Source organism: uncultured Mailhella sp., assembly GCF_947631555.1.
GTDB lineage: Bacteria > Desulfobacterota > Desulfovibrionia > Desulfovibrionales > Desulfovibrionaceae > Mailhella.
On record NZ_CANRLT010000105.1, the window covers coordinates 1 to 5811 of the forward strand.

At 47.7% G+C, this 5811-nt stretch carries 6 protein-coding genes; all 6 read left to right on the forward strand.

The features are described from left to right. Positions 1–1083, forward strand: a 1083-nt coding sequence (locus tag Q0Z94_RS10695) for a hypothetical protein (RefSeq protein WP_366517615.1), incomplete at its 5' end; no start/stop codon positions are given. Continuing rightward, positions 1070–2242, forward strand: a complete 1173-nt coding sequence (locus tag Q0Z94_RS10700; RefSeq protein ID WP_298069564.1) for an acyl-CoA reductase — start codon at positions 1070–1072, stop codon at positions 2240–2242. The genes Q0Z94_RS10695 and Q0Z94_RS10700, both read left to right, overlap by 14 nt. A 10-nt stretch (positions 2243–2252) precedes the next feature. Continuing rightward, complete coding sequence (locus Q0Z94_RS10705; protein ID WP_298069566.1) at positions 2253–2786, forward strand: GNAT family N-acetyltransferase; 534 nt, start codon at positions 2253–2255, stop codon at positions 2784–2786. Between the two features lie 82 nt (positions 2787–2868). Continuing rightward, positions 2869–4452, forward strand: coding sequence for a hypothetical protein (locus Q0Z94_RS10710; RefSeq protein WP_298069568.1), 1584 nt, complete (start codon positions 2869–2871; stop codon positions 4450–4452). Continuing rightward, positions 4452–5543, forward strand: coding sequence for a DegT/DnrJ/EryC1/StrS family aminotransferase (locus Q0Z94_RS10715; RefSeq protein WP_298069569.1), 1092 nt, complete (start codon positions 4452–4454; stop codon positions 5541–5543). Before Q0Z94_RS10710 ends, Q0Z94_RS10715 begins: the two co-directional genes overlap by 1 nt. Positions 5544–5623: 80 nt before the next feature. After that, the coding region (locus Q0Z94_RS10720; RefSeq protein WP_298069571.1) for a hypothetical protein at positions 5624–5811 on the forward strand (188 nt) is incomplete at its 3' end.

Below are 5811 nucleotides of genomic sequence, written 5' to 3' on the forward strand. Positions count from 1 at the left end.
TGGGCCATGACGCTTGACGAGCTTTTTCAGCTGCCTCCCTACGCGCTCGCCAAAGAGGAGAAGGAAGTTGCCCTCTCCGCGATACTTTCGGATCTGACGCGGCATCACTACGAACGCTGCCCGGAGTACCGCAGGATGCTGGATGCGCTCGGAATCGATGCATCGCGGCCGCGTTCCTGCGCGGAACAGCCTTTCCTGCCCGTTCGTCTGTTCAAGATGTATGATCTGTGTTCCGTTCCCCGTGAGAACGTGACCAAGACACTCACCTCTTCCGGGACTTCGGGTCAGGCCGTGTCCAGGGTTTTTCTTGACGCCGTCAACGTGCGCCATCAGAGCAAGGCGCTGAACGAGATTATTTCCTCCTTCATCGGCAGACAGCGCCTGCCTCTGCTCCTGCTGGATACCGAGATGGTCAAGAAGGACCGCTCCATGTATTCGGCACGGGGCGCGGGCATCATCGGCTTTTCCCTCTTCGGGCGGGATGTCACCTACGCCCTCGACGCCGGCATGAACCTCGACCTGGAGAAAGTCGCAGGATTCTGCGCAAGGCATGCTGGCGAACCCGTACTCATGTTCGGCTACACCTACATGATCTGGCAGTTCGTAGTGCGTGCGCTGGAAGAGCTTGGCCGCAGCTTTGACCTGCGGGACGCCGTACTCTTCCACATCGGCGGCTGGAAAAAGCTCAGCGACCAGGCCGTGAACGTGCTGGAGTTCAACCGCCGCGTCCAGGGCGTACTCGGCAGGGTGAAGGTGCATAATTACTACGGCATGGCCGAGCAGCTCGGCTCCGTGTTTGTGGAGTGCGAATACGGCCACATGCACTGTTCCAACTATTCCGATGTCCTCATCCGCCGTTCTTCCGACTTCTCAGTGGCCGAAAAAGGGGAACGCGGACTCATTGAGCTGCTTTCCGTCCTGCCCACAAGCTACCCAGGGCATGTGCTGCTCACCGAGGACGAGGGCGAACTGCTTGGCGTAGATGACTGCCCCTGCGGCAGGCTCGGAAAATATTTCAGGATTCATGGCCGCATCAAAAGTGCGGAGCTGAGAGGGTGCAGTGATACCTATGAACGGCGTTGAATATCTTCTCGGCAGCGAAGATGTGGCCAATACGCCGCTTGGCGTGTTTGACGGCGGCGTGTGCGGCTTCATCGCGGAACTTTCCGCAGAACTTATGAAGTCTCCCCTCTCCCGTGCCATGCCCGACCTCGCGGCGCTGGCCTTCTGGGGCCGCAGAGCCAGTCTCCGGAAGATGCAGCGGGACTTCGGCGACGCTTCCCATCGCCTGGGGCGCGGCCTGTGCTTCCACATCGCGCCTTCCAACATTCCCATCAATTTTGCCTTTTCGTATCTGTTTGCGCTCCTTGCCGGCAATGCCAGCATTGTGCGCCTGCCCGGCAAGTCCTTCCCGCAGACGGATGCGCTCTGCAAGGTGATGGCGCGGATCCTCAGAAACTATCCGGAGATAGAAAAACGCACAGCCTTCGTACGCTATCCCCGTGACAGCGAAATCACAGCGGCGTTCTGCGCCCGGGCCGATGCCCGCATGATCTGGGGCGGCGATGCCACCATCGCCATGATTAAGGCGCTTCCCGCCATGCCCCGCTGCGTGGACGTGACCTTTGCGGACAGGTATTCGCTGGCACTCTTGGACGCGAGAGCCGTCCTGCAGGCCGGGGAAGTGCAGCTTCGACGCCTTGCGGAAGACTTCTACAACGACACTTTCCTTATGGATCAGAACGCCTGCTCGTCCCCGCAGGTCATACTCTGGCAGAACGACGATGCGGCGGGCCGTGAGCGCTTCTGGGAAGCGGTGTACGCCTGCGCCTCGGCCCGCTACACGCTCCAGGATGCTGTGGCCGTGGACAAGTACACGGAGCTTTGCCGTGAGGCCGTAGACACGGGGAATCTGCGTGACGTGCGCCGCATGGGGAACCTCATCTACCGCGTGGAACTCGCCGCGCTGGATGCCAACCTCTCCTCCTGCCGCGGCAAGGGCGGGTACTTTCATGAATACGCCCTTGGGAGCTGGAAGGAACTGTTCGCTGTGGTCACGGAGCGTTTCCAGACCATCACCTGCTTCGGCGTCGATACCACGGCGCTGCGGCAGGCCATCATTACAGAAGGCCTCCGCGGGATCGACCGCATTATGCCCGTGGGCAAGGCTATGGATATCGGCGTGTTCTGGGACGGACACGACCTCATTCGAGAACTTTCAAGAGTGATCTCTGTTTGCTGAGAGGAATGTTATGGCCAGGATTGTTCACCCTGAAATGCTCCAAGGGAAATATGTCAATCTGCGGGAAGTGACGCTGGACGATGCGGCGTTCATTCTGGAACTCCGCACGGATGAGAAGAAATCACGATTTCTGCATAAGACAGACCATGACCTGCAAAAGCAGATCGATTACTTGAAGCGTTATTTTACCCTGGATAATGAATGGTATTTTATTATTGAAAATAAAAAGCATGAACCACTTGGGACTACACGTATTTATAATGTACAAGGAGCACGGTTTACTGGAGGGAGTTGGCTTATGAAGGATGGTGCTACTCCACAAGAGTCTTTTGAAGGTGATTTGCTTTTAAGAAGATATGCGTATGAGTCATTGAATTTTGAAGAATCCATTTTTTGTGTACACAAGGATAATATCAAAGTAGTGAGATACCATAAAATATGCGGTTCAAAAATTATAGATAAAACAGAGTTTGAGTATATTTTTATGTCAAACAGGTCGAGCTATTGGACAAACAAGGACAAACTTTTTTCCATGTTGGGGTGAAACCATGAATACGTATCATACTCTTTTCCAAAATCAGATCTTTTGCTTTGTTTCGCGCTTTTTTCACAGAGAACACAAGAGCATGAATAATAGCCAGTCTCAAATGCCAAAGAGAATATACTTTCTTGCTTTTAGCTATGCATCTGGCGGTGGAGACATGTTAATATTTAGATTTATCGAATATTTGATTGTAAAAGCAAATATGAAAGTAGGTATTATAGATTTTTCTGATGGAATTGCAACAAGGACGGGAAAAAAATATTTCCCAAATGACGATATCCATTATATACCCTATGAAACTATGGATTGGGATTTGGAAGATAATTCTTGCATTTTTATTCCAGGAGACAAGATTGGATATGTAAAAAATATTAAAGCAAAAAATATAAAAATACTTTCTTATCATTGGGCTACTGATGTGGATTGGAAAATATTATTTAGAAAAAATACTTTTTATAAACTTGGAAAAGTGTTAAACAAAAATAATGCTTACGCTTTTGCAGATTACGGATGCTGGGTAGGAGCATGTCATACATTTAAACAGCGTTTTGAAAAAAAATATATTCCATTATTTTTCTATAATGAAAATATATTACCGAATGAAGAACAAAACAAAAGACAAGCGGAGATATTAGATCAAATCCAATCGATTAATGATGAATTAAGAAAAATATCCCATTCTTCTAATGAACAAGATAATAATAAAGACGAAATAAATGCTGTTTGGCTTGGACGAGTAACTGGAACAAAAGCACTAGCGATAGAAAACTTTATTAAAAATTTTTCAAACTATTATACTAGTAAAAAGAAAATTTTTCATATTATTGGCAATGGTCTTGATGAAGAAACAGTTAAAGAGTATAGTAAACAATTTAAAGATATAAAGTTTATTTTTAAAGGACTTATGCTTGGAAAAGAACGAGATACCTATTTGAAGGAACATACAGACGTCGGCTTTGCTATGGGGACAGCTCTATTAAATTTTGCAGCTTTATCTTTGCCAGTTATAGCCGCACAGGAAAATACAGATCAATCTTATGATGATAAATTTTCCTGGCTTTTTGACTGCTATGAATATTGCCTTGGTTCACCACGAGAGAAATATCGTAATAAGGAAGATTTTGAACCATTATTTAAAACAGTGCAACCATTTAATAATATGCTTGATGATATAAGCATATATAATAAACATGAAGAATATGGTAAAAAATGTTTTAAATATTACATTGAAAAGCATAATAATATAGAATTTACCGGAAAATGCTTATTAAATTGTATTAATTCAACTAGTTTGACATATGAAAAATTAAAAAAATGCTTGAAATATTTACCATACGATTCTGGACAAGGGATTTTTACAAGAAGATACTATTTATTATGGCTACCAGTTGTTAAAGCTGTTACACATCTTGATAAAATATATTACTATATTTTTGGCATAAAAGTGGGAGAACTGATAAATAATTATGCAATGAAGCATTTAAAATTTTTTGGAATATCAATATATAAATATAATATCTATGGAAGATATGATTTTTCTGGAACATGTTCAGAAAAATTAAAGAAAGAATGTATAAACTGTTACTCTATAGATGAAAAAATATTTGGAGATAAAAAAATAAAGCTGGATACAACTACTAAGACAAATTCTATTAAAAGGAGTTAATGATGGTTTTATTTCTCGACCTTGCCAAAGTGAACAACCGTTTCCGCGGTGAGATGGACGAACGCATTAAGACCGTTCTCGACAAGGGCTGGTATGTGCAGGGTGAAGAGAACGAACGCTTCTGCCGGCATTTTGCCGAGTACTGCGGCACAAAGTACGCTCTGGGCGTGGCCAACGGGCTGGAAGCCCTCGAACTGGTCATCCGGGCGCACGACTTCGGCCCGGGCGATGAAATCATCGTTCCGGCCAACACCTACATCGCCACCATCCTCGCTATTTCCCGAAACGGCTGCACCCCCGTGCTGGTGGAACCCGAGTGGGACACCTGCAACATCGATCCGGAGAGGATTGAGGCGGCCATCACCCCGCGCACCCGCGCCATCATGGTGGTGCACCTCTACGGACAGGCCGTGCGCATGGAAAAGGTCTGGGCACTGGCAGAGAAATACGGCCTCAAGGTGTTTGAGGACTGCGCGCAGGCCCACGGCGCCATGCATCAGGGCAAAAGAGCGGGTAATCTCAGTGACGCGGGGGCGTTTTCCTTCTACCCGGGCAAGAATCTGGGCTGCCTTGGCGACGGCGGCGCCATTACCACCAACGATGAAACGCTCTTTCTGAAGCTGAAGGCCCTTGCCAACTACGGCTCTGACCGCAAGTACCATAACCTTTATAAAGGGATAAACTCACGCCTTGACGAAATTCAGGCCGCGGTGCTGGACGTGAAGCTGAAATACCTCGACGCCGACAACGCCCGCCGCCGCGAAATCGCCCTGTTCTACCGCGAGCACATCACCAACCCGCGCCTGGTTCTGCCGCAGACCTGGGACGAAAAGGCCGCTGTCTGGTATGTGTTCGCCGTGCGCACGGAAGAGCGGGACGCGTTCCAGCGCTATCTTGCGGACAAGGGCATACAGACGCTCATCCATTACCCCACGCCGCCGCACAAGCAGCCCGCCTATGCAGAATGGAACGATCGCTCCTGGCCCATCACGGAAAAAATCCACCGCGAAATCCTTTCCCTGCCCATGTCGCCGGTCATGACCGCTGAGGAAATCCGTTTCGTGGCGGACACGGTCAACGCCTGGCGGTAAGGGATGCTTGCGTGAAGACGCTGCGCTTCCAAAGGTATTGAATTTTTTTGTAACCTATAACCAGTACACAGGAGTGTGTTATGAAGGCAAAGTATAGAATCATGAAACATGTGTATAAATCATTAAACAATCATATTGCTGAACTATGTAAAAATGAAAAAATTTATATTTTTGATACTATTATGTTTAAGCTATGGAATCATTGCGCCAAAAAACTGGAAAAGAAAAATATCCTTACTTTTGATCATAGCGTTCAAGCACGGCTCCT

Excerpts from the sequence above, each read along its gene's own strand:
- Q0Z94_RS10705 (WP_298069566.1), top strand. The coding sequence starts at position 2,253 with ATGGCCAGGATTGTTCACCCTGAAATGCTCCAAGGGAAATATGTCAAT.
- Q0Z94_RS10700 (WP_298069564.1), top strand. The coding sequence starts at position 1,070 with ATGAACGGCGTTGAATATCTTCTCGGCAGCGAAGATGTGGCCAATACG.
- Q0Z94_RS10715 (WP_298069569.1), top strand. The coding sequence starts at position 4,452 with ATGATGGTTTTATTTCTCGACCTTGCCAAAGTGAACAACCGTTTCCGC.
- Q0Z94_RS10710 (WP_298069568.1), top strand. The coding sequence starts at position 2,869 with ATGAATAATAGCCAGTCTCAAATGCCAAAGAGAATATACTTTCTTGCT.